The following is a 25668-nucleotide window of genomic DNA, read 5'->3' as shown; positions in this document are numbered from 1 at the left end:
GACCGTCCCATGCCGACCCTGCCCTGGACCCCCGTCCACGCCCCCGGCCCCGGCGCCGAGGTCACCGTCATGGCGTCCCGGCTCGAGGTGCGCTCGCTGCGCCACGTGCCGGGGTTCCTCCTCGCGTCGCTGTCCCTGCGGCGCCAGGCCCGCCGGTCCGACGGCGCGCACGGCGTCGCCCTGAAGGCCCAGCTGCTCGAACGGACGTTCTGGACGCTGTCCGCCTGGCGCGACGAGAAGGCGATCCGGGCCTACGCCGCGGCGGAGCCGCACCGGTCGACGATGCGGGCCAAGCGCGCGGTGATGCGCGACTCCACGTTCGTCTTCTGGCAGGCGAAGGCCGCCGACCTGCCCGTCACCTGGGAGGAGGCGCGGCGGCGCATCGCGGAGAGCCGAAGCCCCGGCGAGCGGCCGGGCCGCGGCTAGCCGGGCGGCTCGGCGTCATCGGCGAACGCGCGCAGGCCGGGCAGGTCGATGACGGTGATCCTGCGCCAGCCGGTGCGGATCAGGCCCGCCGCGCGCAGCCCCGTCATGGCCCGCGCGACCGTCTCGCGCGAGGCGTCCATCCAGCTGCCGAGCTCCTCCTGCGACAGCGGCGGCCCGATCACGATCGACCCGTCCGGCGCGGGCGGGACGTGCTGCGCCGAGCGCTCGGCGAGGTCGGCCAGCAGCCGCGCGAGCCGCTGCGTGCCGCGGCTGGTCACGTGCGCGCGCAGCCGCCGGTCGGAGTCGTCGATGCGCTGCACGAACGTGCCGGTGACGAGCATCCACACGTCCGGGTGCTCGTCCAGGAACCCGGTGAACCGGCCGGCCGGGACCACCAGCGCCCGCACCGGGGACAGCGCCGTCACCGTCGCCGAGCGGGTGCGGCCGCCGAGCACCGCGCTCTCGGCGAGCAGGTCGCCCGGCCCGCGCACGGCCAGCACCACGTCGTGGCCGTCCTCGGTGGACGAGGTCACCTTGGCCCAGCCCCGCTCGATGATGATCACGTGGTCGGACTCGTCGCCCTGGTAGACCAGCGGCGCCTTGACCGCGAACTGGCGGGGCCGCGCGGCGGCGCGCAGCGCGGTCCGCTGCGCGGTGTCGAGCGCGGCCCAGAAGCCGGGGCGGGGGACGGACGGGGAGGGCGGTGAGGAGGGGGTCGCCAAAAGTCGTCCTCCTTACCGGTCGCCGGGTACCTTGACATGCCCGCTGTCACCTGTTCGGTAAACCGCCCTGGCACGAGTTCGTCGGAGAGCCGCGCCCGTCATGGACGCGAGTGCGTCAGAGACCGGCCCGCGCCCCCACGCCCTCGAAGCTCAGGGCGGGGCGCCCTCCGGGATGGCCGACGGTGGCGCCGGCCGCCGCGACCGAGAACCGGGCGGCGCGCTCCGGCGGCTCCCCGCGCGCGAGCGCGGCGATCAGCGCGGCGGTGAGCGCGTCACCGGCACCGGTGGTGTCGGCGACGGGCGTCTCGTCCAGCGGCACGACGGCGCGGCCGCCCTCCCAGACGAAGACGTTCGCGTCCTCCACGGCCAGCGCGACCAGCACCGGGCCGCGCCGGACGAGGTCGGCGCCGAGCCGCACCGCCTCGTCCGCCGGACAGGCGGCGGGAGGTCCTCCAGGTAGCGCCAGCGGCCGTCACCGTCCACGAGGTCCACGATCAGGCCGGTCCGCGCGCCCTCGCGGCGCACCACGGCGGACACGTCGATGCCGTCGCGGACCGCTTGGCCGAGCGCGTCGCGACCGGCGTCGTCGTCGCCGACGACGCCGGCCAGCGCGGGCCGCATGCCGAGCTGCGCCAGCCCGACCGCCTGGTTGGCGCCCTTCCCGCCGAGCATCTCCCGGCGGCGCCGCACCCGCGCCGAGCCGCCCGGCCCCGGCACCTCGCCGACGACGAGCACCAGGTCGCGGGCGATCTGCCCCACGACGCAGACGTCCGGCCCGCCGCCGCTCACGCGCGCCGCGGCGGCTCGGCCTCGACGGTCAGCGCCCGGTGGTCGAAGCTGAAGTGCCCGGCGACCTTGAGCGCGTTCTCCAGCGGGTCCTCATAGGACCACGCCGCGTCCTCCGCGCCGTCCAGCGACCAGTACGTCGCCTCGCCCTTGTAGGGGCACACGGTCCGCTTCTCGCTGCGGGTCAGCAGCTCGCGGCGCACGTCGACGGCCGGGATGTAGATCCGGTTGGGCAGCCCCGTCTCCGACAGCACCTTCGGGTGCTCGGTCTCGGCGATGAGCTCCCCGTCCAGCAGCACCCGGACGTGCCGCGACGAGGCGCGGGCGTCCACCCGGTGGAACGGGTCCCGCAGGTGGCCGTGGACCCGCTCGTCCTCGTCGTACCAGGCGTCCATCGGGGCCCAGTAGAAGGCCATGTAGCCGCGCAGCCAGGACGACTCCGGCAGCGGCTCCGGGTACCCCCACACCGCGTTCTCCGCGACCCGGTCGCCGACGCGGATCGTCCAGTACGCGGCGTCGCCCTTGAACGGGCAGTGCGTGCTGTGGTCGGTCCGCTCCAGCAGATCGGTCCGCACGTCGTCCTCCGGGACGTACAGGGCGGGCAGCAGCCCCGTCTCGTGCAGCAGCCTGCCGCGTTCGGTGTCGAGCACGACCTCACCGCCGAAGCGGGCGTGCACCCGGCGCGGGAACTCGTGCATCAGCAGCCGGTGCTTCGGCCCGTCGATGCCGTAGTTGACGTCGCCGGGCGATCCGGCGAGGGGTCCTGGGGCGAAGGTCAGCGACATGCTCATCTCCCTGCGGGCCGGCTCGCGCGGCCGGCCCGTCCACGGAGTCGGCGTGCCCAACCGGGACCGCGCTCACACGCCCGACGGCATGGTCTCCAGCTCGCCGCGGCGCGCCGCCTCCAGGTGCAGCGGAGCGAGCGCGGAGGTGATCCGGAACCAGCACAGCGCGTCGTACCGCTCGGCGAGCCGCGACGGGACGTACTGGCGCGGATCGCGGTCGGGGTCGTAGACGACGCCGATCGCCCGCTGCCCGAGCGTCCCGGTGAGGAAGCCGGGCATGTCCCGTTCGGGCGGCACCACGAACATGCCGCGGTGCAGCTCCGACCGCGCGAGCACCTCCTCCAGCGACCCGTGCGCCGGCGGCGGGACGGTCATGACCTCCATCGGGTCGCCCCAGCTCGGCGCGGCGACCACCTCGCCGGGACCGCCCGCGAACCCCACGATGACGACCCGGTCGCGGCCGCGCCGCTCGCGGGCCAGCTGCCCGAGGTTCACCATGCCCGCGTCCGCCATGTCGGTGGCGCGCGCGTCGCCGACGTGGGTGTTGTGCGCCCACACGACCCCCTTGCCGGTCTGGCCGCCGTGGGTGTGGAAGTCCGTCAGCCGGTCGAGCGTGTCGGCCATGTGCACGTCGCGGACGTTCCACGACTCCGGCCCGCCGGCGATCATGGTGCGGTAGTACCGCTCGGCGCCCGCCGCGATCTCGGCGTTCTGCCGGACGTCCAGCTCCTCGTCGGGGTCCCGGGAGTCGCCGTGCGAGACCGGGCGGCGCAGCCGCGTCAGCAGCGCCATGACCTCCTCGGCGCACCCGTCCGGGACCAGCGAGGTGTTCCAGCCGTAGGACCGCGGGTCCTCGCCGTGCGGCTCGAAGCAGCGGTAGGCCTCCAGCGCCGTCGCCAGGTACTCGGGGCGGTGCTCGGCCAGGTGGTCGACGACGGCCCGCAGCGACTCCCACAGGCTGTAGACGTCGAGGCCGTAGAAGCCGGCCCTCTCGTCGGGCGGCAGGCCGGCGTTGTGCTCGCGCAGCCACCGGCAGAACCGGACGGTCTCCTCGTTGGCCCACATCCAGGTGGGCCAGCGCCCGAAGCCGTCCAGGGCGGTGCGCGGGTCCTCCGCGCCGCCGGGCGCCAGCGTGACCGACCGCCCGACCTCGCGGCAGTCCGGCCAGTCGCCCTCGACGGCCACGAAGGAGAAGCCGCGTTCGGCGATCAGCCGGCGGGTGATCGCGGCCCGCCACGCGTAGTACTCGTGGGTGCCGTGGCTGGCCTCGCCGATCAGGACGCACGAGGCGTCCCCGATGCGGTCGAGCAGCGGGTCCAGGTCCTCGGCGTACTCCAGCGGCAGCGCGGCCCCCAGCACGTCGTCCACGTCGCTCATCGTGTCCCCCTCCCCCAGGGTTCTCCCGCGACGGATTTCGACATTCCACTCAAATCGCTCGTTGCTGTCGCCGTTCCCCGGATCCCCGGATCGATGCACGCCGCCGGACCGATTCGGGCCCCTGCCCCCGGGTCCGGGGCTCGCGACCCCGCTCAGCCGCGCCGATGGGGACCGGCCGCACGCTCACGGTATGCGGAGGGCGACAGTCCGTAGGCGGCCCGGAACGCCCGGCTGAACCCCGCCGCGTCCGGCAGCCCCCAGCGGCTCGCGATCGCGCCGATCCGCAGGCCCGCCAGCGACGGGTCGGACAGCTCCCGGCGGCACCGCTCCAGCCGGAGGTCCCGTACGTACCGGGCCACCGTCGTGCCGGACGGCTCGAACACCCGGTACAGCTGCCGGACGGAGATGTGGTGAGCGCCCGCGATCGCGGCCGGGGTGAGGTCCGGGTCCCGCAGGTGCGCCTCGATCCACTCCTTGATCGCCCGGACCGCCGCGGCCTCCTCCGGGCCGGGACCGCGGCCCTGGGACCGGGCGGTGAGCCCGTCCGAGCGGGCGGGCCGGACGCGGAACGGGCCGGGGGCCTCGCGGATCGCGTGCCGCCCGAGGCCGGCACGGTCGCGTGCAGGGTGGTCCGAGGTGCTGACGAGCGCGGACATGACGCTCCTTCTCGCTGGGTGCGGGACCCCGGACGCACTCGCAAGGCTTCTACGGTCGGTCAGGAAGGTCAATGAGCGAGTCAGCACGACATCGGCGCCGTTCTTTGGGCAGTCGGCGCCAACGGCGGCGCCGTCCGGCGGTACGGTCACGGGCGGGCGAAGGGCGCGGTCCGGATCCGTCCCGCGGGTCCGGCGGGGACCGACCGGTACACAGACGTAACTGGAATCCCCCACGAAACGCGCAGGGAATGGATAGTCTCCCACCGATCACATTTGGTTAAGTAAGACAATCTGGAGCACCTGCCGCATGAGCGCTGCCAACCGGGTACAGGTCATCACACGGTGGGGGGCCATCGCCTTCATGGCGATCGCGGTCATGACCGCGACCGCGGGAGGCTTCGCCCAGTCCTACGCCGGTCTCTACCACTGGGCACTGGAACACGGCCTGCGCGGATGGAAGGCCGACTCGTTCCCGCTGCTGGTCGACCTCTTCATCATCGTGGGCGAACTCGGCCTCTTCCTGCTCGCCGTCGACGCCTTCGTGCTGCGCCGCCGCGACATGATGAGCTGGCTGGACTTCTTCCTGCCGCTCGCCATCGCCCTCGCGGGCTGGACGGCCAGCCTCATCTTCAACGTCGGGCACGTCGGGCACCGGTCGTTCTCCTACCAGGCGACCGCCGCGGTCCCGCCGATCGTGTCGATGCTCGGCCTGTTCGTCCTGCTGCGAACACTCCACCGGTACGTCTCGCGCCAATCCGACGAGGAGGAGGAGCCGAAGGCCGCCGAGCCCGCGCCGCGCGCCATCGCCGGCCCCGTCACGCTGCAGCAGATCACGCTGATGCCGCTGCGCAACACCGGGCCGTTCCCGCAGATCCAGGTGCCCGGACACTCCGGCAAGGCGATCGAGTCGGGCACGGCGAACGGCTCGGCGAACGGCTCCGCCGCCGCGACCCGCGAGGCCGAGCCCGCGGCCGCCCCGGCGCCGTCCTCCACCGCGGCCTCCCCGGCCGCGCCGCGCGAGCCCGAGCCCGCGCCCGACCCGGAGATGGCCGTGGTCAGCGCCGCCGCGCGCGGGAGCCTCAACGGCCGCAGCGCGGTCGGCGTCCCGCACGAGGAGACCGGCCCGGCCCCCGACCCGGAGAACCTGCGCACGATCGTCATCGACGTCCTCGAACGCCGGCACGGCGACATCGCCGCGACGCTGGCCGAGGTGCGCGCCGAGGGCTACAGCTGCGACGAGGCCGAGATCCGGCGGATCAGCGACAACCACTGGTTCCCCTACGCGGTGTACCGGCTGCTGGCCAAGCACCACGGTGACGGCGAGCTGGTCGCCAAGGAGCTGGGCGACCAGGGGATCGTCTACGACCAGGCGGCGCTGGACGAGCTCGTCCGCTCCTGGCGCGTCTGACCCTCCCGCACCACCGGCACCGCGAGCGCACCGCTCGTCCAGGGACCGGCCGTCCGTAAAGGCGGCCGGTCCCGTCCGTTTCCGGGGTCATCGCGGCCCGCGGACGGTTTCCCGGTGATCTGCGCCGTTCCCGTGCGACGCTGGACGCGCATCTCATGCCCATGCCGCATCAGCGATGCCGGGAGACCTCATGAAGACGCGACTCCTCGCGGTGGCCGCCGCGGCCGCCCTCGGCGGCGCCGCCACCGGCTACCTCCTCGCCCCGTCGGCCGGCGACGCCGCCGCCCGCCCGGCCGCCGCGTCCCGGGCCGCCGGAGCCCTGGCCACCGGGACCCTGCACGCCGCGCTGAACATGCCGGCGGGCGACCGCGCGAAGGCCGCGGCGCTCGGCTACGACCTGTTCGACGTGGACCCCGACGCCGGAGAGATCGCCTCGCTGCCGAAGGGCGGCCGGGCGCTGCTGTGGGTCGGCAACACCACCTGCGGCGACTTCCAGCAGAACAGCACGTCGGCGTTCGCCGACACGGTGAAGCGGTTCGCCGGGAACGACCGCGTGTACGGCTGGTACCTGTCGGACGAGCCGAACCCCGACCAGTGCCCCGGCATCGCCGGCGAGCTGCGGCGGCGCGCCGACATCGTGCACCGGTACGCGCCCGGCCAGAAGGCGTTCGCGTCGCTGACGGACTGGCCGATGGCCCCGCTGAAGCCGTCGGAGACCCACCTCGACCTGATCGGCCTCGACCCCTACCCGTGCCGCTCCGGGCACGACGGGTGCGACCTGAAGGCGATCGACACGATGGTGGGCCAGGCGACCCGGGCCGGGTTCACCCGGAAGATGATCGTGCCGGTGTTCCAGACGTTCGGGCAGTCCTGCAGCGACGGGGAGAAGAACTGGCGGCTGCCGGCCGCGGGCGAGATGAAGGCGATCCTCACCCGGTGGGACCGGCTCGTCCCGAGGCCCGCGTTCGACATCAGCTACTCGTGGGGCCGCCAGGACGCCTGGGCGTGCCCCGCGCTCGCCGACGCCGACGGCCGCGACGGCAACCCCGACCTGCAGTCGGTGATGAGGACGCACAACCTGCGCCGCACGGGTCCGGGCCTCCCCGAGCGGGACCCGGCGCCCGCACCGAGCCCCACCGCCACCGGCTCCTGCACCGACCCCGCGAAGGGGTAACCAGCCTGCACGGCGGAACCCCCCGGCCGCGGGAGGCGGCCGGGGGGTTCCGGGGCGGGGCTGTGCGGGGCGGCCGTGTCAGCGGCCGCCGGGCGGAGGACGGTCCTCTCCGCGGACTCCGCGGCTCACGAGGCGTCCTTACCGGCCTTCACCGGCTCCGGGGCGTCCGCCGCCGTGTCGTCGTGGACGTAGCGGCGGCCGCGCAGCAGCGAGGCCAGCGCCGCGATCAGCGACATCGCGATCGCCATGCTGAACACGATCACCAGGCCGTGGTGGAACGGGTCGGCGATCAGGTGCGGGAAGTACGACCGGCCGGTCAGCGTGGCGGCGTCGTGCGGCGCCAGCCGCGCCAGCGCGTGGAAGGGCTCCAGCAGGTTCTGGATCGGGTTGTAGCCGAGGAACGCGGCGAACAGCGTGCCGACCGGCGGCGTCCGGCCGACCTGCGCGGCGACGTCGGGCGAGACGCCGTGCGAGGTCAGCCCGCCGGTCAGCGTCCTCGGCAGCGAGTTCGACAGCCCGGCGATCATCAGCGAGAAGAACACGCCGATCGACAGCACCATGCCGGCGTTCATGAAGGTGGCGCGCATGCCGGACGCGGCGCCGCGCTGCCCGGCCGGCACCGAGTTCATGATCGCGGTGGTGTTGGGCGCGGCGAACAGCCCGGAGCCGACCCCGTTGAGGAAGATCAGCAGGGCGAAGACCCGGTAGTCGAAGTCGGTCGGGATCAGCAGCAGGCCGAGGAAGGCCAGCGCGGACAGCATGAGTCCGCCGGAGGCGAACGCGCGGGCCCCGTGGCGGTCGGACAGGTGGCCCGAGATCGGCCCGGCGACCAGGAACCCGAGGGTGAGCGGCAGCAGGTAGATGCCGGCCCACAGCGGGGTGTCCTCGTAGTCGTAGCCGTGCAGCGGCAGCCAGATGCCCTGCAGCCAGATGATCAGCATGAACTGCATGCCGCCGCGGGAGACCGCGGCGAGCAGCCCGGCCGCGTTCCCGGCCGCGAACGCGCGGATCCTGAACAGGTCGAGGTGGAACATCGGCTCGTCGACCTTGGTCTCGATGTAGCAGAAGACCGCGAGGACCACGACGCCGCCGATGACGCCCGCCAGCACCCACGGGTTCGTCCAGCCCATGTCGTGCCCGCCGTACGGCTGGATGCCGTAGGTGATCGCGGCCAGCAGCGCGGTCAGCCCGACCGCGAAGGTCGCGTTCCCGATCCAGTCGATCCGCGCGCGGACGGCGCGGGTGGCGGTCTCGACGAGGCTGCGGTAGGCCCAGACGGTCCCGATCAGCCCGATCGGGGCGGAGGCGAAGAACACCAGCCGCCAGTCGACCTCGCTGAGCAGGCCGCCGGCGACGAGGCCGAGGAAGCTGCCCGCGATGCCGGCGACCTGGTTGACGCCCATCGCCATGCCGCGCCGGCCGGCCGGGAACGCGTCGGTGAGGATCGCGGCGGAGTTGGCCATCAGCATGGCGCCGCCGATGCCCTGGAAGACGCGCCAGGCGATGAGCCAGACGGCCCCGGCGCCGCCGTGCAGCGGGTCCAGCCCGAGCACGATCGTCCCGACCGTGAAGACCGCGAAGCCGGCGTTGTACATCCGGACGCGGCCGAACATGTCGCCGAGCCGGCCGAGCGTCACCACCAGGACCGCGGAGACGAGCATGTAGCCCATCAGGATCCACAGCAGGTAGCTGACGTTGCCCGGTTCCAGCGGGTTCAGATGGATCCCGCGGAAGATGGCCGGCAGCGAGATGATCACGATCGAGGAGTTGACCGTCGCGAGCAGCATGCCCAGCGTCGTGTTGCTCAGCGCGATCCACGGATAGTGCTTGGTCGGCACGCGCTCCCCTCCCCAGAGATAGTTTCTTGCGCTAACTAATCATATGACGGCATATGTCCGCCAGCGCGGAAAACGGGTCGACCCTGTCACCATCCGGCCCGTACGTTCTCCCCCATGGCCGAGCGCATCGCCGTGCTGACCGGCGCAGGAATCTCCACGGACTCAGGCATTCCGGACTACCGGGGCCCGTCCGGGGTGTGGACCCGGGACCCCGAGCTGGCCCGCCTCTTCACCCGCAAGCACTTCGTCAACGACGCCGAGGCCAGGCGCCGCTTCTGGCGGACGCTCGACCTGCACGCGGGCGCCCGCCCCAACGCCGCGCACCGCGCGCTGGCCGGCCTGGAGAAGGCCGCGGCCGTGCGGATCCTCACCCAGAACGTCGACGGACTGCACCAGAAGGCCGGCTCGACGCCCCGCAAGGTGCTGGAGCTGCACGGCAGCATGGCCACCACGTCGTGCCTGCGCTGCCATGCCGGGTACGCGACCGCCGACGTCCTGGCGCGCGGCGAGGACGATCCGTCCTGCCCGGCCTGCGGCGGCGTGCTGCAGCCGTCGGTCGTGCTGTTCGGCCAGTACCTCGACGCGGACGTGCTGTCGCTGGCCGGGAACATCGCCCGCGCCTCGGAGGTGTTCGTGGCCATCGGCAGCTCGCTGACCGTGGACCCGGCGGCGCGGCTGTGCGCCGTCGCGGCCGAGTGCGGAGCCCGGCTGATCATCGTCAACCGGGATCCGACGCCCTACGACGACCTCGCCGACGAGGTCGTCCGGGAGCCGATCGGCGAGGCCGTCCCGGCGCTGTGCGCGCGGCTGGCGGCCGCCTGACCCGCCCGGCGCGCGAACCGCCGCCGGTTTCTGGGATCCTGCTGCTCACCCGGACGAGAGGACGAGATGCAGGGGACACGACACCGGCTGAGCCTGGACGACGAGCGGGTGCGGGAGTTCTGGCGGGAGCGGCGGGTGTGCACGCTGGTCACCGTCCGGCCGGACGGCACGCCGCACGCCGTGCCGGTGGGCGCGACGCTGGACGCCGACGCCGGGCTGGTGCGCGTGATCACCTCGGCGGACTCGGCGAAGGCGCGGCACGTGCGGGCCGCGGGCGCGGCGGGGCTGCCGGCCGCGGTGAGCCAGGTGGACGGCCGGCACTGGATCACGGTCGAGGGCCGGGCCGTCCTCAGGACGGACGCCGCCTCCGTCGCCGACGCCGAGCGCCGCTACGCCGAGCGGTACAAGCCGCCGCGCGCCAACCCGCGGCGGGTCGTGATCGAGATCGCGGTCGGGCGGGTGCTGGGCAATGTCTGACGGGATCACCCGGCCGGACCTGCGGGCGGACCTGCGTGAGGACGTCCCGGAGGAGGCGCCGGCGGCGCCGGACGTCTGGGTCGTCGGGATGGGCGCGGACGGCTGGGAGGGCCTCACCGAGCCCGCCCGGGACGCATTCCGCAAGGCGGAAGTGATCATGGGCGGGCCGCGGCAGCTCGGGCTGCTGCCGGCGCTGGACGCCGAGCGGGCGCTGTGGCCGTCGCCGATGCTGCCGGGGCTGCCGACGCTGTTCGAGGCGCACCGGGGCCGCCGGATCGCGGTCGCGGCGAGCGGCGACCCGATGTTCTACGGGGTCGGGACGACGCTGGTCCGGCTGCTGGGCGCGGACCGGGTGCGGGTGGTGCCGCACGCGTCGTCGCTGTCGCTGGCGTGCGCGCGGCTCGGCTGGCCGGTCGAGGACACCGAGGTCGTGAGCACGGTCGGGCGGCCGCTGTCGGTGCTGGGCGCGGTGCTGGCGCCGGGCCGGCGGGTGCTGGTGCTGAGCGCGGACGCGGACACGCCCGCCGAGGTCGCGGCGCTGCTGGACGAGCGCGGCTACGGCGGCAGCGAGGTGACCGTCCTGGAGCGGCTGGGCGCGGAGGACGAGCGCGTCGGCCCCGTCCCGGACGATCCGGGCGCGCTGAACGTCGTGGCGATCCGCTGCGAGGGGCCCGGGACGCCGGTCGTGCCGGGGCTGCCGGACGACTCCTACGACCACGACGGGCAGATCACCAAGCGGGAGGTCCGCGCGATCACCCTGGCGCGGCTGGGGCCGGTGCCGGGCGAGCTGCTGTGGGACGTCGGGGCGGGCGCCGGCAGCATCGGGATCGAGTGGATGCGCGCGCACCGCTCGTGCCGGGCGATCGCGATCGAGGAGCGGCCGCTGCGCGCCGCGCGGATCGAGGCGAACGCGCGGGCCCTCGGCGTGCCGGGGATCCGGGTCGTCGTCGGGGAGGCGCCCGCCGCGCTGGCGGGCCTCGGCGCGCCGGACGCGGTGTTCATCGGCGGCGGCGTCACCGCGCCCGGAATGGTGGACGCGTGCTGGGAGGCGCTGCGGCCGGGCGGCCGGCTGGTCGTCAACGCGGTCACGATCGAGTCGGAGCGGGTGGTGACGCAGGCGCGCGAGCGGCTCGGCGGCGACCTGACCAGGATCGAGATCGGGCGCGCCGGGGCGGTCGGCGGGTTCACCGGCTGGCGGCCGATGATGCCGGTGACGCAGTGGGCCGCGACGCGGGGGGACGGCCGGTGACCGTGCACTTCATCGGCGCCGGGCCGGGCGCCGCCGACCTGATGACCGTCCGCGGCCGCGACCTGGTCGCGGCGTCGCCGGTGTGCCTGTACGCGGGGAGCCTCGTCCCGCCGGAGGTGCTGGGGTGGTGCCCGGAGGGCGCGCGCCTGGTGAACACGGCGGGCATGGTCCTGGACGACATCGTCGCCGAGCTCGTCGCGGCGCACGGGCGCGGGCAGGACGTGGCGCGGCTGCACTCGGGCGACCCGTCGGTGTTCAGCGCGATGGCCGAGCAGATGCGGCGGCTGGACGCGGCGGGCGTGCCGTACGACGTGACGCCGGGCGTGCCCGCGTTCGCGGCGGCGGCGGCCTCGCTGGGCCGGGAGCTGACCGTCCCCGAGGTGGCGCAGACCGTGGTGCTGACCCGCACGTCGGCGCGGGCGACGCCGATGCCGCCGGGCGAGGACCTCGCGACGCTCGGCCGGAGCGGCGCGACGATGGTGCTGCACCTGGCCGTCCAGCGGATCGGGCCGGTGGTGGACGAGCTGGTCCCGAACTACGGCGCGGACTGCCCGGTCGCCGTGGTCGCCTACGCGTCCCGGCCGGACGAGGTGGTCGTCCGGGGCACGCTGGCCGACATCGCCGCGAAGGTCCGCGAGGCGGGCATCGAGCGGACCGCGGTGATCATCGTCGGCCGGGTCCTGACCGCCGAGAACTTCACCGACAGCCACCTCTACTCCGCCGCCCGCCGCCGCTGAGCGCGTTCACCGCGGCGCGGATCAGAAGCTGAGCGGGGTCAGGGGCCGGCGCGGCCGACGATCGTGCCAGCGCGGTCGATGACGACGACGTCGACGGCCACGGGCGCGCCGCGCAGGGTGGTCAGCGCGGTCTCGCGGGCGCGGGCCGCCACCAGGTCGCCCAGCGGGACGCCGGCACGCTGGCAGATCTGGAGCGCGTCCAGCGCGGTGTTCGCGCCCCGCACCCGCTCGGCGGTCTCCGGGTCTCCGACCATTCCGGCGAGGACCTCGAAGTCGACCTGGGACCGCTTGGAGTGCAGGTCGAGGTGGCCGGCGGCGAGCTTGGCGAGCTTGCCGACGCCGCCCGCGATCGTCAGCCTCGGCACCGGGTGGCGGCGCAGGTACTTCAGCACGGCCCCGGCGAAGTCGCCCATGTCGAGCAGCGCGTCCTCCGGGAGGCCGTACAGGTCGGCGGCCACCCTTTCGGACGTGCTGCCGGTCGCGCCCGCGACGTGCTCGCGTCCCATGGCCCGGGCGACGTCCACGCCGCGCCGGATGCTGTCGATCCACGCCGAGCACGAGTACGGGACGACGACGCCGGTCGTGCCGAGGATCGACAGCCCGCCGAGGATGCCGAGGCGCGGGTTCCACGTGCGGCGCGCCAGCTCCTCGCCGCCGTCGACGGAGATCTCCACGATGACGTCGGCGCCGCCGAGCACCTCGCGCATCATCCGGCGCGGCACCGGGTTGATCGCCGGTTCGCCGACCTCCAGCGGCAGGCCGGGGCGCGTGACGGTGCCGACGCCCGGTCCCGCGCGGAACACCACCCCGCCGCCGGGCGGGCCCGGCCGGACGGTCGAGCGGACGAGCGCGCCGTGCGTGACGTCGGGGTCGTCGCCCGCGTCCTTGACGATCCCGGCCGTCGCGAACCCGTCGCCGAGCTCCTCGACGGCCAGCGCGAACGCGGGCGTCTGCCCCTTCGGCAGCGTGATCTCGACGGGGTCGGGGAACTCGCCGGTGAGCAGCGCGGCGTGCGCCGCCTTGGTCGCGGCCGTCGCGCACGCCCCGGTCGTCCAGCCGTAACGGAGATCGCTCACGGCAATACCCTGGTGGCGTGACCCTGCCCGTGGAAGAGACCCCGCGCGTGGAAGAGCCCCTGCGCGTGCTGCTGCTCGGCGGCACCGGCGAGGCGCGGCGGCTGGCCGGGCGCCTCGCCGGCGATCCCCGCTACGACGTGATCAGCTCGCTGGCGGGCCGGACGGCCGACCCCGACCTGCCGCCGGGCCGCACCCGCATCGGCGGGTTCGGCGGCCCGGACGGGCTCGCGGCCTGGCTGCGCGACGAGCGGATCGGCGCGGTCGTCGACGCGACGCATCCGTTCGCCGCGCTCATGACCGAGTCCGCCGTGCTCGCGGCGGAGCGGACCGGCGTCCCGCTGCTGGTGCTGCGCCGCCCCGGCTGGACGGAGGGCCCCGGCGACGACTGGCGGCGCGTCCCATCGCTGGAGGCCGCCGCCGCGGACCTGCCCGGCGAGCGGGTCTTCCTGACCACCGGCCGCAAGAACCTCGCCGCGTTCGCGGGCGACGCGCGCCGCTGGTTCCTCGTCCGGTCCGTCGACCCGCCGGAGCCGCCGCTGCCGCCGCGGATGGAGACGGTCCTCGCGCGCGGCCCGTTCACCGTCGGCGAGGAGCTGGCGCTGATGCGCGAGCACGCGATCGACGCGCTGGTCACCAAGGACAGCGGCAGCGCGATGACGTCCGCCAAGCTCGCCGCGGCCCGGACGCTGCGGATCCCGGTGGTCATGGTCGACCGGCCGCCCGCCCCGGACGGCGTCCCGATCGCCGCGACGGTCGAGGAGGCGGCCGCGTGGCTCGACCGGCACCGGCCCGCTCATGAGGGGTAGCGGCGCGGTGTGAAGACGGTCGTGCGGCCGTCGCCGCGCTCGGCGACCGTCGTCTGCGACGAGCCGACCAGCAGCAGCGTGCGCATGTCGACGCCGTCCGCGTCGAGGTCGGCGAGCCGGACCACCCGGACGCTCTCCTCGGGGCCGCCGACGTCGCGCCCGATGACGACCGGCGTGTCCGGCGAGCGGTGCTCCAGCAGCACGTCGCGGGCCTTGGCGACCTGCTCCTTCCGGGTCCTCGACGCCGGGTTGTAGATCGCGATGACCAGGTCGGCGGCCGCCGCGGCGGCGAGGCGGGACGCGATGACGTCCCAGGGCTTCAGCCGGTCCGACAGCGAGAGCACGCAGTAGTCGTGCCCGAGCGGCGCGCCGATCCGGGACGCGACGGCGTTCGCGGCGGTCAGCCCCGGCAGGACCCGCACCGGGACGTCCTTCCAGCGGTCCTCGGCGGCGACCTCCAGCACCGCCGCGGCCATCGCGAACACGCCCGGGTCGCCCGACGACACCACCGCCACGCGGCGTCCCCGCTCGGCGAGCGCGAGCGCGAACTCCGCCCGCTCCGACTCGACCCGGTTGTCGGACGCGTGCCGCTCCTGCCGGGGGTTCGCGGGCACCCGCGCCAGGTAGGGGGCGTATCCGACGAGGTCGTCGGCGGTGGCGAGGGCGTCCTGCGCCTCGGGGGTGAGCCATTCGCGGCCCGCCGGGCCGAGCCCGACGATCGCGACCTCGCCCCGCCCCTCCCCCGGCGCGGCGGGTTCCGGCAGCTCGCGGCGCGTCCGCTCGTGCACGCGGCTCGGCAGGATCGCGACCGAGAAGTACGGGACGGTCTCCGGGTCGACCTCGGCCAGCGGCAGCGCCCGCTGCCCGTCGGTGGTGGCGCGCTCGACGTACCAGGCGTCGTCCAGGCGGCCCGCCTCGTCCAGGGCCGCGCGGACGCCGCCGAACGTCCGGCCGAGCTTCAGCACGGCGGCCGAGTCGGTGGCGGCGAGGCGGCGCGCCAGGTCGCCGGGCGGCAGCGTGCCGGGCAGGACGGTCAGCACCTCGTCGCGCTCGACCAGCGGGCGGCCCAGCTCGGCGGACGCGGCGCTCACCGACGTCACGCCCGGCACCACCGTCGTCGGGTACCGGCCGGAGAGCCGCTTGTGCAGGTGCATGTAGGAGCCGTAGAAGAACGGGTCGCCCTCGCACAGCACCACGACGTCGCGCCCGGCGTCGAGATGCTCGGCGAGCCGCGCCGCGCACCGCTCGTAGAACTCCTCCAGCACGGCCCGGTAGTCGTCGGTCCGCTCGGTGGTGACCGGGTAGATCAGGGCTTCCTCGATCTGCCCTTCGCGCAGGTGGGGGGCGGCGATGCGGCGGGCGATGCTGCGCCCGTGCCGCGCCGCGTGGTGCACGACCACGTCCGCGCCCTCCACGAGCCGGGCCGCCTTCACGGTGATCAGCTCGGGGTCGCCGGGGCCGAGCCCCACCCCGTACAGGTGTCCGGTCATCACTCTTCCTCGCTGGCGATGGCGTTGATCGCGGCGGCGGTCATCGCGCTGCCGCCGCGCCGCCCGCGCACCACCAGGTACGGCAGGCCGGACGCGGCGAGCGCGTCCTTGGACTCGGCGGCGCCGATGAACCCGACCGGGATGCCGAGCACGGCGGCGGGCCGGGGCGCGCCGTCCGCGACCATCTCCAGCAGCCGGAACAGCGCGGTCGGCGCGTTGCCGATCGCGACGACGGAGCCGCCGAGGCGGTCGCGCCACAGCTCCAGCGCGGCGGCGCTGCGGGTGGTGCCGAGCTCCGCGGCGAGCGCGGGCACGCGCGGGTCGCCGAGCGTGCAGACCACGTCGTTGTCCGCGGGGAGCCGCCCGCGGGTGACGCCCGCCGCGACCATCCGCGCGTCGCACAGGATCGGCCGGCCCGCCAGCAGCGCTTCGCGGGCGGCCGCGACGACGCCGGGCGCGTGGTCCAGGTCGCGCACCAGGTCGGTCATCCCGCACGAGTGGATCATGCGGACGGCGACCCGGGCGACGTCGTCCGGCAGCCCCGCGAGGTCCGCCTCCGCCCTGATGGTCGCGAACGACCGCCGGTAGATCTCCGCGCCGTCGCGGACGTAGTCGATCACTCGCTCCTCCGTGTCGTGGCGGCGGCCGCCGCCGTCGCCGTCAGGTCGTGGGACCGGGCGCGGACCTCGTCGCCGAGCCGCACCTCGTAGCCGCCCGGGACGGCCACGACCGCGACGTGCCGGTCGGCGGGGCGCCCGCACTGGCGCTCGCAGCCCGACCAGTGCACCGGCAGGCCGCCTCCGGCCCGGCGGGCCCGCGCCGCGTCCGCGCGCACGTCCGTGCGCGACTTCGCGCAGCCGGGACGGCCCGCGCAGGACGTCAGCCCCGCCCAGTCGGGTCCGGTGACCAGGCCAGGGAAGTGTGACATGTCCGCGATGCCGGGAATGACGACGCCCCGCCACGGAGTGACAATGATCTCCCCGGCGGCGCCCAGCCCGGCCGGGTCGAGGCGGCCGAGCGGGACCAGCCCGGAGAACGCCGTCCGCCCGTCCCGCTGCGGGATCTCGCCGAGCGGCGTCCGGTACGGGACCGCCGGGACCGGGACGGGTGCGCTCCTGCTCCCCGGCAGCGGGAGGTCGCGGCCGAGTTCGGCGAGCCGCCACTCGCTCGTCCGGACGCGCAGGAAGGCGCGCGCGGCGTCCAGCGCGAGGGCGGCGGCGTCCTCCGGGGCCGCCCGCAGGCCGCTGTCCGTCCCGGCGAGGACCAGGGCGAACGCGTCCGGCGCCACCGCGTACAGGCCGACGTCGGCGCGCAGCGCGATGACGTCGCCGCGCCCGTCGTCGACCGCGAACAGGAACCGGCCGGGCAGGCCGGAGAGGTCCGGGTCGGCGCACAGGCCCGCGTCCAGCGCCGCCACGACGGGCCGGGCGTCCAGCAGCCCCGAGCCGTCGCGCCCGGTCAGCACGCTGCCGAGGATGTTGCGGACGCGCTCGTGCGCGGCGGACGGCAGCAGCCCGGCCGCGTGCAGCCGCTCGCTCAGCTCGCTCTCCGCCCCGTCCGCGAGCCCTCTGATCTGCACGTTCGCTCGCGACGTCAGTTCGAGGAACCCGTCGCCCAGCTCCCGCGAGGCGGCGGCGAGGGCGTCGAGCCGCGGCCGCGTCAGCGCGCCGCCGGGCAGCCGGACGCGCGCCAGCCCCCCGTCGGCGGCGGCGTGCACCCGCAGAGCCCCCGGACACCGGTCCGGGCCGGAACGCGAAGTCGACACGCGAGGATCCTAAGGCCCGCTCCGAGGGCCCCGGCGACGCGATCTCGGGCGGCGGGCCGGGTCAGGAGGCCATCGCCGAGTCGCAGTGCCCGAGCCCCGAGAAGGTCGTCCGGACCGTCCCGTCGATGGCCCTGCCGAATGCGTCCAGGCCGTTCAAGCAGGCATAACGCGGTTCCCCGCTCGAGACGAGGACGAAGCCGACACCCGTGCCCGGCGTCTGCGGGATCGTGCGGGTGACCCGCATCGGCCTCCCCTCGGTGAAGGAGAACAGGACGGTGGCGTCCGGCCTCCGCATCATCCCGTAGCCGGAACGTCCGTCCGGACTCATGGTGACGGACGAGACGCCGCCCGGCGCGCGGAACAGGACCCGCCCCTCGCGCAGGCCCGATCCGCCGTCGCGGGTGTCGGTCGCGCGGACGGTGACGTTCTGGACGGCGGCGTCCTGCCCGGCCGCGGGAACGAGGTCGCCGAGGGTGTAGCCGAGCGTCCGGCCGTCGCGGGCCCAGACGATCTCGCCGACGACCGAGGGCCCGGCCGCGCTCCACGTGCGGCGGTTCCCCGTCGCGGTGTCGAGCACGGTCAGCGCGGCGCGCGCCGGGCTCGCGGGCGCCAGTGCGCGCGGCGGGTCCGCGGACCCCGGCGTGTGCGGCGGCTCCGGCGCGCAGGGCGCGGTCGTGTAGGCGAGCCGGTCGCCTCGGCGGTTCATCGCGAGGCCCGCGACCAGCGCGGGGGTGGTACCGCCGGGCATCGGCGCGAGCCCGGTCACGTGGCCGTCACCGGTCAGCCGGAACCGGAAGAGGCGTGTCTCGCACGGGTCGCTCCGCGAGGCGGCGACCACGAACCTGCCGTCCGGGCCGGCGAGGATCTCCTGCACCGCGCCGGCGGAGTCCGGCGGCCGTACCGCGTCGACCGGTCGCTCGGGCGCGCCCGTCCGGGGCATCGTGCGCACGTCGAGCCACGTCCCCTGGCGTCCCGCGGCGAGCAGGAAGCGCGGCGTCCGGTACGGGAAGCCCGCCGCCTCCCGCGGGGTCTCCCCGCCGACGGTCGCGCCGACCGCGGCGATGGCGGCGCCGACCAGGACCGCCAGCGCGGCGGGCGCCGCCCAGCGCCGGATCCGCCACGAGACCGGCTCGCTCTCTCGCTGCATCGGAAGATCGTCCCATGGCGGGCGGCGCCCCCGGGCGCGCCGGGGCGGCGGGAATCGGGTTAGGGTGTGGGCGGCGACAAAGGAGGAAGCCGGTGCGAATCCGGCGCGGTCCCGCCACTGTCACCGGGGAGCGGACCCCACCGAAGGCCACCGTGCGAGCGGGAAGGCCGGGGCGAGCGCCGATCCGGGAGCCAGGAGACTCCGTGCCGCCACTCCGCCCCTTTGCGGCGCAAGCCCGAGGGTCTGGGGGTCCGCCCCCCAGCGGAGGCACTGTCTGACCTGCGATTCGGGGCGAGGACCCCGGGTGAGGACGCGATCCGCGTGATCCTGCTGCTGTCCACCTCGGACACCGACCTGCTCAGTGCGCGCGCGAGCGGCGCCGACTTCCGGCTCGCCAACCCGGCCCGCACGTCCGTCGACGACCTGCCCGCGCTGGTGGACGGCACCGACCTGGTGGTGGTGCGGCTGCTGGGCGGGAGGCGCGCGTGGGAGGAGGGCCTCGACGCGCTGCTCGCGGGCCCGCGCCCGGTGGTGGTGCTCAGCGGCGAGCAGGCGCCGGACGCCGAGCTGATGGAGCTGTCGACCGTTCCCGCCGGGGTGAGCGCCGAGGCGCACGCCTACCTGGCGCACGGCGGTCCCGGCAACCTCGCCGAGCTGTTCGCCTTCCTGTCCGACACGGTGCTGCTCACCGGGTTCGGCTTCGCTCCCCCGGCCCCCACCCCGACGTGGGGCGTGCTGGAGCGGGAGCGCACGTCGGACGAGGGACCGGTCGTCGGAGTCCTGTACTACCGCGCCCATCACCTCGCCGGGAACACCGCGTTCGTCGAGGCGCTGTGCGCGGCGATCGAGGCGAAGGGCGGGCGGGCGCTCCCGGTGTTCTGCGCGTCGCTGCGCACCGCCGAGAAGGAGCTGCTGGACACGCTCCGGCGGGCGGACGCGCTGGTCGTCACCGTGCTGGCGGCGGGCGGCACGAAGCCGGCGTTCGCGGGCGCGGGCGGCGACGACGAGGCGTGGGACGTCGGCGCGCTCGCCGAACTGGACGTCCCGATCCTGCAGGGCCTCTGCCTGACCAGCGAGCGCGCGGCGTGGGAGGCCAACGACGACGGGCTGTCCCCGCTGGACACCGCGACGCAGGTCGCCGTGCCGGAGTTCGACGGCCGGATCATCACGGTGCCGTTCTCGTTCAAGGAGACCGACGAGGACGGCCTCAGCGTCTACGTCGCCGACCCGGAGCGGGCCGCGCGGGTCGCGGGGATCGCCGTGCGGCACGGGCGGCTGCGGCACGTCCCGGCGCGGGACAAGCGGGTCGCGCTGATGCTGTCGGCGTACCCGACCAAGCACGCGCGGATCGGGAACGCGGTCGGGCTCGACACCCCCGCCAGCGTGGTGAGGCTGCTCGCCGAGATGCGCGAGCGCGGCTACGACGTCGGTGACGCGCTGCCGGGCGAGGGCGACGCGCTCATGCACGCGCTCATCGCGGCGGGCGGCCAGGACCCCGACTGGCTGACCGAGGCGCAGCTCACCGGCAACCCCGTCCGCATCCCGGCGGCGCGCTACCGGGCCTGGTGCGCGACGCTCCCGCAGGACCTGCGCGACGGCATCGAGCGGCACTGGGGGCCGCCGCCGGGCGAGCTGTTCGTGGACGACTCGCGCGACCCGGACGGCGAGATCGTGCTCGCCGGGCTGCGGTCCGGGAACGTCGTCGTGATGGTGCAGCCGCCGCGCGGGTTCGGCGAGAACCCCGTCGCGATCTACCACGACCCCGACCTCCCGCCGAGCCACCACTACCTGGCGGCGTACCGGTGGATCGCGGACGGGTTCGGCGCGGACGCCGTCGTCCACGTCGGCAAGCACGGGAACCTGGAGTGGCTGCCCGGCAAGTCCGCCGGGATGTCGGCGTCCTGCGGGCCGGACGCGGCGGTCGGCGACCTGCCGCTGGTCTACCCGTTCCTGGTGAACGACCCGGGCGAGGGCACGCAGGCCAAGCGGCGCGCGCACGCCACGCTCGTCGACCACCTGATCCCGCCGATGGCCCGGGCGGAGAGCTATGGCGACATCGCGCGGCTGGAGCAGCTCCTCGACGAGCACGCGAACATCGCGGCGCTCGACCCGGCGAAGCTGCCCGCGATCCGCGCGCAGATCTGGACGCTGATCCAGGCCGCCCGCCTCGACCACGACCTCGGCCTGGACGACCGGCCGCACGACGCCGAGTTCGACGACTTCCTGCTGCACGTGGACGGCTGGCTGTGCGAGGTGAAGGACGTCCAGATCCGCGACGGCCTGCACGTCCTCGGCGCCGCCCCGGCCGGGGAGACGCGCGTCGACCTGGTGCTGGCGATGCTGCGGGCACGGCAGATGTGGGGCGGGTCGGTGACGCTGCCCGGCCTGCGCGAGGCGCTCGGTTTGAAGGACGGCGCCGCCCGGACCGAGGTCGACGCCGTGGAAGAGCGGGCGCGGGCACTGGTCGCCGCGATGGAGGAGCGCGGCTGGGACCCGGCCGCCGCGTCCCAGGTCGCGGAAGGGGTCGCGGACGGGCGGGTCGCGGACATCCTGCGGTTCGCCGCGACGGAGATCGTCCCGCGGCTGGAGCGGACCCGCGACGAGATCGGCATGGTGCTGCACGCCCTCGACGGCGGGTACGTGCCGGCCGGGCCGAGCGGGTCCCCGCTGCGCGGCCTCATCAACGTGCTGCCGACCGGCCGCAACTTCTACTCCGTCGACCCGAAGGCCGTCCCGTCCCGGCTCGCCTACGACACCGGGCGCGCGATGGCGGACTCGCTGCTGGACCGGTACCGGGAGGACACCGGCGAGTGGCCGCGGTCGGTCGGGCTGTCGGTGTGGGGCACCAGCGCGATGCGCACGTCCGGCGACGACATCGCCGAGGTCCTCGCGCTGCTCGGCGTCCGGCCGGTGTGGGACGAGGCGTCCCGCCGCGTCACCGGCCTCGAGGCGGTGCCGCTGGACGAGCTGGGCCGCCCGCGCATCGACGTGACGATCCGGATCAGCGGGTTCTTCCGCGACGCGTTCCCGCACGCCGTCGCGATGCTGGACGACGCCGTGCGGATCGCGGCGGACCAGGACGAGCCCGACGACATGAACTTCGTCCGCGCGCACGTGCGGGCGGACCTCGCCGAGGGCGGCGACGAGCGGCGGGCGACGCTGCGGGTGTTCGGGTCGCGGCCGGGCGCGTACGGGGCGGGCATCCTGCCGCTGATCGACAGCCGCAACTGGCGCGACGACTCCGACCTCGCCGAGGTGTACGCGGTGTGGGGCGGCTACGCCTACGGGCGCGGCCTCGACGGCGTCCCGGCGCGCGGCGACATGGAGAACGCCTACCGGCGGATCAGCGTCGCGGCCAAGAACACCGACACCCGCGAGCACGACATCGCCGACTCCGACGACTACTTCCAGTACCACGGCGGCATGATCGCGACGGTGCGGGCGCTGACCGGGAAGGCGCCGAGGGCCTACATCGGCGACAGCACCCGCCCGGACGCCGTCCGCACCCGCACGCTGGACGAGGAGACGTCCCGCGTGTTCCGCGCGCGCGTCGTCAACCCGCGCTGGCTCGCGGCGATGCGGCGGCACGGCTACAAGGGCGCGTTCGAGCTGGCGGCGACGGTCGACTACCTGTTCGGCTACGACGCGACCGCCGGGGTCGTCGCCGACTGGATGTACGAGAAGCTCGCGCGGACGTACGCGCTCGACGCCGAGAACCAGGCGTTCTTCAACGAGTCGAACCCGTGGGCGCTGCACGGCATCTCCGAACGGCTCCTCGAAGCGGCCGACCGCGGCATGTGGGAGCACCCGGAACAGGACACCCTGGACGCCCTGAAGCGCCTCTACCTGGAGGTCGAAGGCGACCTGGAGGATTCCGACTGAGCGGTGCCGGCCCGGGTCCCGTGGCGGCGGCCGGCGCAGTCAGGGCGGGTCAGTCGAGGAGGCGTGCGGCGAGCGCGCGCAGTTCCCTGTCCTCGGCGAAGCCCCGCCACCCGCCGTTGTTGCGGTGCCGCCGGTCGGAGTCGAGGATCTCGCGCACCGCCCAGCCGCCGGGCACGGCGCCCCCCATGTCGGCCAGGTACCGCATCGCCGCCCACCGGAACGGCAGGTACTGGCCCCGCGCCAGGTCGTACGCCGCGCCGCACAGAACGTCCGCGGCGGTGTCCACGTCGCCGGTGACCCCGTGGTAGGCGTTGGCCGCCTCCGTTCGCGCCCAGTCGTCACTGGACTTCATGAGCATCCGGAAGTGGTCGGCGTAAGCGGCGCCGTGCGCACCGAGATCGGCGAGGAACCGCAGATCCCGGCCCGGGTACCGCTGGTCGAGCAGGGCGTCCGCGACCTCGAGCAGCGGCGCCGGATCACCCGTGACCTTGAAGAACGCCCAGGGGAGCGCGAACCTCCGCTGCCCCGCGATCCGCTCGTCGCGGTGCTCCCCGCGCTGGGACAGCGCGTCCGCCGCATCGGCGGCGGCTGGCCCGATCGCGCCGATCGCGATCGCGGCCTGCGCGGCCGCCTCGGTGTCGAGCAGCCGGACGAGTTCGGGCATCGCCGGCGCCGCCGGCGGCCCCCACTCCTGCAGCACCCGCGCGAGGGTGCGGCCGGAGTCGACGCCGTCCATCCGCGCCCGGATCGCGGGGAGGAGGTCGTCCGCGTGCCCGCCCAGCGGGGCGAGCGAATGGAGGATGGACGGCGGCGAGGTGGTCAGCACCGAGCCCGTGAACGCGTCGACCATCGGCGGCGTCCCCGCGAGCCGTTCCACCAGGTAGGGGACGCAGCGCGGGTCCTTGCGCCAGGCGAGGCCCCATGCGGCGAGGTCGGAGACCCGCTCGTCGCCGTACCGGGACAGCGGCGCGCCGTCGCCGAGCCGGTCGGCGAGCAGGTCGGGGTCGCCCTCGTCCAGTCCCGCGGTCAGGAGGACGGCGTAGGAGCGCGCCGCCGGAGACGCGTCGGCGCAGAGGGCGGACACGCCGGGCAGCAGGCGCTCCACCGGCGACCGCAGCTCGCTGAGCAGGTGCGCGGCGAGGCGTACCGCGCCGATCCTGAGGTCGGCATCGGCGTCGCCGAGGAAGGCGGCGCACAGGTCGAGGCGCGCGGACGGGTCATCCTCGATCCGCCCCGCGATCCAGCCGAGCAGGCGGGCCGCGCCGCCGCCGAAGTACGAGACGAGGTCGGGGCTCGACCCTCCGACCCACGGGACGTCCCGCCAGACCGCGATGTCGCCGCGGAGCGCCTCGACGGCCACGGCGAGGTCCGGGCGCTGCGCTCCGACCGCCGCCGAGAGCGCCGTCTCGGCGGCGAGCCGGAGCTGCGGGTCGTCCGATGTGCGCAGGTCGCGGAGCCAGAGGAGCGTCTCGGGCAGCACGCCCACCGTGCAGCCGGGCGCCAGGTCGCCCGCGGCGAGGGCGAGCCCGAGCCGCGCCGCCGCGTCGTCCTCGCCGTCCCACCTGGCGCGCAGCGCCGGGACGACCGCGTCCGCGTCGCTCACGGCGGCCGACAGGGTGCTCGTCAGTTCCCGCCGGACGGCGACGTCGGGATCGCCCAGCAGGGCGAGGAGCCGTGGCAGCGCGGCGGCCCAGGCGTCCGGCCAACCGGCGTCGACGCGCGGGATCGTGTTCGCCTCGTGGACGAGCCGTCCGAGCAGTTCCAGGAGGCCGATCCGGTAGGCCGTGTCCGGCGATGAGACCAGCTCGACCAGGTACGGCAGGGCGGCGACGGCGGCGTCGCAGACGAATCCGCCCTGGTGGTAGAGCCGGCTGTCGAGGCCGTCCACCGCTTCGACGTTCTCCGCGGCGGCGCGCAGGAGGCCGGGGACGTCTTCGGCGGAGCCGTAGGCGTGCCGCAGAGCGGACCAGTCGATCTCGTCCAGACCCCGGAGAAGCGTCACAGAACGGAGATCATTCCACGGAACCGGTGTAGGCGGCGATGGTGCGGTCCGCGCGGGCGCGGGCGTCGGCCTCGGCGGTCCCGGAGGCGGCGTCCGCGGCGTACCAGCCCTCCGCGCAGCCGGTCATGAAGTCGCGGGCCTCGTCGGACGCCTGCCACTCCGGACCGAGGTCCGCCGGGACGTCCTTCCCGGTCGACAGGTGCAGGGAGAGGCCGAGCAGGCCCATGTCCCAGCCGACGCCGACGGCCCCCGGGCCGAACTGCTCCCAGTGGTCGTCGACGTGGGTGATGTGCTCCAGCTCGAACCGGGTCCGGTCGCCGTCCTCGGGCGTCAGCCGCACCTCGATCCAGCTGGTCTGCCCGGCGAACTCCCAGGTGGCGAAGAAGCTCTTGGGCGGGTCGCAGCGCTCGACGGTGCCGCCGGCGTTGCCTTCGAGCTGGTACCGGCCGCCGGGGCGCAGGTCGCCCGAGACGGGCAGGAACCAGCGCGGGATCCGCTCGACGTTGGTGACGGCGTCCCACACGTCCTCGACGGGGGCGGCGTAGGTCTGGCTGATGACGACGGCGCGGGCGGTGCCGGCCTCCATCTCGCGCTCGCCGACGCGGCGGCGCACGGCGTTGATCTGCCCGGTCACTTCGATCATGGTTCCTCCTCGGTCCGGCGTGCGCGCCGGCCCCTGGCGATCTCGGTGGCCAGGGCGTCCAGATGCGGCGTCCAGTAGCGGCGGAAGCGGTCGAGCCAGGCGTCGATCTCCTGGAGCGGCGCGGTGCCGACGCTGTAGAGGCGCCGTGTCCCGTCCGGCCGGACGACCGCGAAGCCCGCCTCCCGCAGCACCCTGAGGTGCTGCGATACGGCGGGCTGCGAGATGCCGAACTCCTCCCGGACGACCGACGACACCGCGCCCGAGGACCGCTCGCCGTCGGCGAGCAGTTCGAGGATGCGGCGCCGGACCGGGTCGCCCAGCACATCGAAGGCGTGCACGGCCCTCAATATATGGCCTCGGCTTATATAAGCCAAGCCTTAAACAATGAGGGCGGGCACGG

At 75.1% G+C, this 25668-nt stretch carries 23 protein-coding genes, 1 pseudogene and 1 riboswitch; of the genes and pseudogenes, 9 read left to right on the top strand and 15 right to left on the bottom strand.

What is annotated here, in order from left to right; genetic code table 11:
- Positions 1 to 9: 9 nt before the first annotated feature.
- Positions 10 to 426 carry a DUF3291 domain-containing protein gene (locus tag ABT299_RS23680; RefSeq protein ID WP_190867110.1) on the top strand — a complete coding sequence of 139 codons (417 nt, stop codon included), beginning with the start codon at positions 10 to 12 and terminating at the stop codon, positions 424 to 426.
- Here the strand turns inward: ABT299_RS23680 and ABT299_RS23675 are convergent.
- The 6 genes and pseudogenes from ABT299_RS23675 to ABT299_RS23650 all read right to left on the bottom strand — a co-directional run bounded on the left by ABT299_RS23675 (position 423) and on the right by ABT299_RS23650 (position 4752).
- Positions 423 to 1148: a Crp/Fnr family transcriptional regulator gene (locus ABT299_RS23675; protein ID WP_500252017.1), complete on the bottom strand. Its 726-nt coding sequence runs from the start codon at positions 1146 to 1148 to the stop codon at positions 423 to 425. The genes ABT299_RS23680 and ABT299_RS23675 overlap by 4 nt on opposite strands.
- Before the next feature lie 115 nt (positions 1149 to 1263).
- Entirely contained in the window at positions 1264 to 1566 is a 303-nt protein-coding gene (locus ABT299_RS23670; protein WP_500252016.1) for a PfkB family carbohydrate kinase, read from the bottom strand.
- 62 nt (positions 1567 to 1628) lie between these two features.
- A pseudogene (locus ABT299_RS23665) lies at positions 1629 to 1907 on the bottom strand (PfkB family carbohydrate kinase); the annotation flags it as partial.
- Positions 1908 to 1933: 26 nt separating this feature from the next.
- Positions 1934 to 2719: a DUF427 domain-containing protein gene (locus ABT299_RS23660; protein ID WP_190867106.1), complete on the bottom strand. Its 786-nt coding sequence runs from the start codon at positions 2717 to 2719 to the stop codon at positions 1934 to 1936.
- Between the two features lie 72 nt (positions 2720 to 2791).
- Complete coding sequence (locus tag ABT299_RS23655) at positions 2792 to 4096, bottom strand: erythromycin esterase family protein (protein ID WP_387027056.1); 1305 nt, start codon at positions 4094 to 4096, stop codon at positions 2792 to 2794.
- 152 nt (positions 4097 to 4248) lie between these two features.
- Positions 4249 to 4752: a helix-turn-helix domain-containing protein gene (locus tag ABT299_RS23650; RefSeq protein WP_500252015.1), complete on the bottom strand. Its 504-nt coding sequence runs from the start codon at positions 4750 to 4752 to the stop codon at positions 4249 to 4251.
- Between the two features lie 307 nt (positions 4753 to 5059).
- Here ABT299_RS23650 and ABT299_RS23645 point away from each other — a divergent pair, with 307 nt between their 5' ends.
- Both ABT299_RS23645 and ABT299_RS23640 read left to right on the top strand, forming a co-directional pair.
- Positions 5060 to 6160, top strand: a complete 1101-nt coding sequence (locus ABT299_RS23645; RefSeq protein ID WP_387027058.1) for a DUF2637 domain-containing protein — start codon at positions 5060 to 5062, stop codon at positions 6158 to 6160.
- A gap of 190 nt (positions 6161 to 6350) precedes the next feature.
- The gene (locus ABT299_RS23640; protein ID WP_500252014.1) at positions 6351 to 7334 is read left to right on the top strand and encodes a hypothetical protein; all 984 of its coding nucleotides are present in this window, start codon (positions 6351 to 6353) and stop codon (positions 7332 to 7334) included.
- Positions 7335 to 7459: 125 nt separating this feature from the next.
- On the opposite strand, the gene ABT299_RS23635 is transcribed toward ABT299_RS23640, so the two are convergent.
- The gene (locus tag ABT299_RS23635; protein ID WP_500252013.1) at positions 7460 to 9172 is read right to left on the bottom strand and encodes an MFS transporter; all 1713 of its coding nucleotides are present in this window, start codon (positions 9170 to 9172) and stop codon (positions 7460 to 7462) included.
- 114 nt (positions 9173 to 9286) lie between these two features.
- On the opposite strand from ABT299_RS23635, the gene ABT299_RS23630 reads away from it, so the two are divergent.
- From ABT299_RS23630 to cobM, 4 genes are all read left to right on the top strand, one after another.
- Positions 9287 to 9994, top strand: coding sequence for an SIR2 family NAD-dependent protein deacylase (locus ABT299_RS23630; protein ID WP_500252012.1), 708 nt, complete (start codon positions 9287 to 9289; stop codon positions 9992 to 9994).
- A 66-nt stretch (positions 9995 to 10060) separates the two neighbouring features.
- Positions 10061 to 10471 (top strand): pyridoxamine 5'-phosphate oxidase family protein, encoded by a 411-nt coding sequence (locus ABT299_RS23625; RefSeq protein WP_190866451.1) that lies wholly within the window; start codon positions 10061 to 10063, stop codon positions 10469 to 10471.
- Positions 10464 to 11720, top strand: a complete 1257-nt coding sequence (cbiE, locus tag ABT299_RS23620; protein WP_500252011.1) for a precorrin-6y C5,15-methyltransferase (decarboxylating) subunit CbiE — start codon at positions 10464 to 10466, stop codon at positions 11718 to 11720. The genes ABT299_RS23625 and cbiE overlap by 8 nt, the downstream gene beginning before the upstream one ends.
- A complete protein-coding gene (gene cobM / locus ABT299_RS23615) occupies positions 11717 to 12457 on the top strand; it encodes a precorrin-4 C(11)-methyltransferase (protein ID WP_190866446.1) in 741 nt (246 codons plus the stop codon). The genes cbiE and cobM overlap by 4 nt, the downstream gene beginning before the upstream one ends.
- Positions 12458 to 12495: 38 nt before the next feature.
- On the opposite strand, the gene ABT299_RS23610 is transcribed toward cobM, so the two are convergent.
- Positions 12496 to 13533 (bottom strand): cobalt-precorrin-5B (C(1))-methyltransferase, encoded by a 1038-nt coding sequence (locus ABT299_RS23610; protein WP_500252010.1) that lies wholly within the window; start codon positions 13531 to 13533, stop codon positions 12496 to 12498.
- 17 nt (positions 13534 to 13550) lie between these two features.
- Between ABT299_RS23610 and ABT299_RS23605 the strand changes: the two genes are divergently transcribed.
- Positions 13551 to 14339: a cobalt-precorrin-6A reductase gene (locus ABT299_RS23605; protein WP_500252009.1), complete on the top strand. Its 789-nt coding sequence runs from the start codon at positions 13551 to 13553 to the stop codon at positions 14337 to 14339.
- On the opposite strand, the gene cobJ is transcribed toward ABT299_RS23605, so the two are convergent.
- The 4 genes from cobJ to ABT299_RS23585 form a co-directional block, all read right to left on the bottom strand.
- Positions 14327 to 15829: a precorrin-3B C(17)-methyltransferase gene (cobJ, locus tag ABT299_RS23600; RefSeq protein ID WP_433249094.1), complete on the bottom strand. Its 1503-nt coding sequence runs from the start codon at positions 15827 to 15829 to the stop codon at positions 14327 to 14329. The genes ABT299_RS23605 and cobJ overlap by 13 nt on opposite strands.
- A complete protein-coding gene (locus tag ABT299_RS23595) occupies positions 15829 to 16449 on the bottom strand; it encodes a precorrin-8X methylmutase (protein ID WP_190866442.1) in 621 nt (206 codons plus the stop codon). Before ABT299_RS23595 ends, cobJ begins: the two co-directional genes overlap by 1 nt.
- The gene (locus ABT299_RS23590) at positions 16446 to 17594 is read right to left on the bottom strand and encodes a ferredoxin-like domain-containing protein (RefSeq protein WP_387027072.1); all 1149 of its coding nucleotides are present in this window, start codon (positions 17592 to 17594) and stop codon (positions 16446 to 16448) included. The genes ABT299_RS23595 and ABT299_RS23590 overlap by 4 nt, the downstream gene beginning before the upstream one ends.
- Before the next feature lie 61 nt (positions 17595 to 17655).
- The gene (locus ABT299_RS23585; protein WP_500252008.1) at positions 17656 to 18741 is read right to left on the bottom strand and encodes a WD40 repeat domain-containing protein; all 1086 of its coding nucleotides are present in this window, start codon (positions 18739 to 18741) and stop codon (positions 17656 to 17658) included.
- 54 nt (positions 18742 to 18795) lie between these two features.
- Positions 18796 to 18966: riboswitch (cobalamin riboswitch) on the top strand.
- Between the two features lie 96 nt (positions 18967 to 19062).
- Here ABT299_RS23585 and cobN point away from each other — a divergent pair.
- Positions 19063 to 22623: a cobaltochelatase subunit CobN gene (gene cobN, locus ABT299_RS23580; protein ID WP_500252007.1), complete on the top strand. Its 3561-nt coding sequence runs from the start codon at positions 19063 to 19065 to the stop codon at positions 22621 to 22623.
- A 49-nt stretch (positions 22624 to 22672) separates the two neighbouring features.
- On the opposite strand, the gene ABT299_RS23575 is transcribed toward cobN, so the two are convergent.
- From ABT299_RS23575 to ABT299_RS23565, 3 genes are read right to left on the bottom strand one after another with little or no spacing between them, the layout of a single operon-like run.
- The gene (locus tag ABT299_RS23575; protein ID WP_500252006.1) at positions 22673 to 24625 is read right to left on the bottom strand and encodes a hypothetical protein; all 1953 of its coding nucleotides are present in this window, start codon (positions 24623 to 24625) and stop codon (positions 22673 to 22675) included.
- A 10-nt stretch (positions 24626 to 24635) separates the two neighbouring features.
- Positions 24636 to 25268 (bottom strand): SRPBCC family protein, encoded by a 633-nt coding sequence (locus ABT299_RS23570; RefSeq protein ID WP_500252005.1) that lies wholly within the window; start codon positions 25266 to 25268, stop codon positions 24636 to 24638.
- Positions 25265 to 25606: a metalloregulator ArsR/SmtB family transcription factor gene (locus ABT299_RS23565; RefSeq protein WP_190866430.1), complete on the bottom strand. Its 342-nt coding sequence runs from the start codon at positions 25604 to 25606 to the stop codon at positions 25265 to 25267. Before ABT299_RS23565 ends, ABT299_RS23570 begins: the two co-directional genes overlap by 4 nt.
- Positions 25607 to 25668 lie beyond the last annotated feature (62 nt).

Origin of the sequence: Spirillospora sp. NPDC000708 (assembly GCF_040299565.1) — a bacterium.
Lineage (GTDB): Bacteria > Actinomycetota > Actinomycetes > Streptosporangiales > Streptosporangiaceae > Spirillospora.
Note: the sequence above shows the minus strand (reverse complement) of the source record. Positions and strands in the feature narration are given on the sequence as shown.

What these genes read in the sequence shown, in the direction of transcription:
- ABT299_RS23680 (WP_190867110.1), top strand. Translation starts at nt 10, where the DNA reads ATGCCGACCCTGCCCTGGACCCCCGTCCACGCCCCCGGCCCCGGCGCC.
- ABT299_RS23660 (WP_190867106.1), bottom strand. Translation starts at nt 2,719, where the DNA reads ATGTCGCTGACCTTCGCCCCAGGACCCCTCGCCGGATCGCCCGGCGAC.
- ABT299_RS23655 (WP_387027056.1), bottom strand. Translation starts at nt 4,096, where the DNA reads ATGAGCGACGTGGACGACGTGCTGGGGGCCGCGCTGCCGCTGGAGTAC.
- ABT299_RS23650 (WP_500252015.1), bottom strand. Translation starts at nt 4,752, where the DNA reads ATGTCCGCGCTCGTCAGCACCTCGGACCACCCTGCACGCGACCGTGCC.
- ABT299_RS23645 (WP_387027058.1), top strand. Translation starts at nt 5,060, where the DNA reads ATGAGCGCTGCCAACCGGGTACAGGTCATCACACGGTGGGGGGCCATC.
- ABT299_RS23640 (WP_500252014.1), top strand. Translation starts at nt 6,351, where the DNA reads ATGAAGACGCGACTCCTCGCGGTGGCCGCCGCGGCCGCCCTCGGCGGC.
- ABT299_RS23630 (WP_500252012.1), top strand. Translation starts at nt 9,287, where the DNA reads ATGGCCGAGCGCATCGCCGTGCTGACCGGCGCAGGAATCTCCACGGAC.
- ABT299_RS23625 (WP_190866451.1), top strand. Translation starts at nt 10,061, where the DNA reads ATGCAGGGGACACGACACCGGCTGAGCCTGGACGACGAGCGGGTGCGG.
- cbiE (WP_500252011.1), top strand. Translation starts at nt 10,464, where the DNA reads ATGTCTGACGGGATCACCCGGCCGGACCTGCGGGCGGACCTGCGTGAG.
- cobJ (WP_433249094.1), bottom strand. Translation starts at nt 15,829, where the DNA reads ATGACCGGACACCTGTACGGGGTGGGGCTCGGCCCCGGCGACCCCGAG.
- ABT299_RS23585 (WP_500252008.1), bottom strand. Translation starts at nt 18,741, where the DNA reads ATGCAGCGAGAGAGCGAGCCGGTCTCGTGGCGGATCCGGCGCTGGGCG.
- ABT299_RS23570 (WP_500252005.1), bottom strand. Translation starts at nt 25,268, where the DNA reads ATGATCGAAGTGACCGGGCAGATCAACGCCGTGCGCCGCCGCGTCGGC.